Origin of the sequence: Streptomyces sp. NRRL S-378, from assembly GCF_000720645.1 — a bacterium.
Classification (GTDB): Bacteria; Actinomycetota; Actinomycetes; order Streptomycetales; family Streptomycetaceae; genus Streptomyces.
In genome coordinates this window covers 1-1,143 of the sequence record NZ_JOBX01000175.1, presented here as the reverse complement: position 1 = coordinate 1,143, position 1,143 = coordinate 1, and the positions used below count along the sequence as shown (strand labels likewise).

1 protein-coding gene is annotated in these 1,143 nt (G+C 76.6%); it reads left to right on the top strand.

Going from position 1 to position 1,143, the window contains the following annotated elements; translation table 11 throughout:
* Positions 1–1,143 (top strand): polyketide synthase dehydratase domain-containing protein (locus IH80_RS40365; protein ID WP_037882390.1); only part of this gene is annotated, 1,143 nt, incomplete at both ends.

Here is a 1,143-nt window from a genome sequence, read left to right as displayed (position 1 = left end):
CCCTGGACCCGCCACGTCAGCGGCTTCCTCACCAAGCAGGACCACGCCGCCGACTTCGACCTCGGGACATGGCCGCCCGCCGGCGCCGAGCCCGTCGACCTCGACGGCTACTACGCCGGCCGCGCCGACGCGGGCCTGGAGTACGGCCCCGCCTTCCAGGGGCTGCAGACCGTGTGGACACGGGACGGCGAGGTCTACGCCGAGATCGCCCTGCCCGAGGGCATCACGGCGGACGGCTTCGGCCTCCACCCGGTCCTCCTGGACGCCGCCCTGCAGGCCTCTTCCTTCGTATCGGCCGGCCCGGCCGCCCGGGAAGGCGAGCTGAGACTCCCCTTCGCCTGGAACGAGGTCGCCCTCCACGCCACCGGCGCCACCACCCTGCGGGTCCGTGCGTCCGCCGGCGCCGACGGCCTCACCCTCCGGCTCGCCGACCACGTCGGCGCCCCCGTCGCCGCCATCGGCACCCTCGCCACCCGTCCGTTCACACCCGGCGCCTTCGCCCCGGCGCTCCCGGAGCTGCACGACGCGCTGTTCCGGGTGGACCTGGTGCCCGTCGGCACCTCGGTCGGCCCCGACGAGGTCGACCACGTCGTGCTCGGCGCCGAGCACGCCGACCTCGCCGCGCTCCTGGCCGCCGTCGGGGAGGGCGCGCCCGTCCCGGGCGCGGTCATCGCCGACCTCACCCGTACCGATGCCACCTCCGCCCCGGAGCGGGCCCGCGAGCTGACCGTCCGTGCCCTGGACCTGCTGCAGGCCTGGGCGGCGGCTGCCGAGCTGGAGGCGTCCACACTCGTCCTGCGCACCGACGGCGCCGTCTCCGGCACCGTCGACCCCGCCGCCGCGGCGGTGTGGGGTCTGCTCCGCTCCGCGCAGTCCGAGAACCCCGGCCAGTACGTCCTCGTCGACGCCGACGAGGACACCCGCGCCGCCGAGGTCGCCCGGGCCGCCGTCGCTTCCGGCGAACCGCAGCTCGTCCTGCGCTCCGGCACGGTCACCGCGCCCCGGCTGGCCCGCGCGTCCGCCGATGTCGCACCCGCCCGCTTCCGCGCTCTGGACGGTGAGGGTACGGCGCTGGTCACGGGTGGTACGGGGACGCTGGGCCGGTTGGCGGCCCGTCACCTGGTCACCGAGCACGGTGTGCGG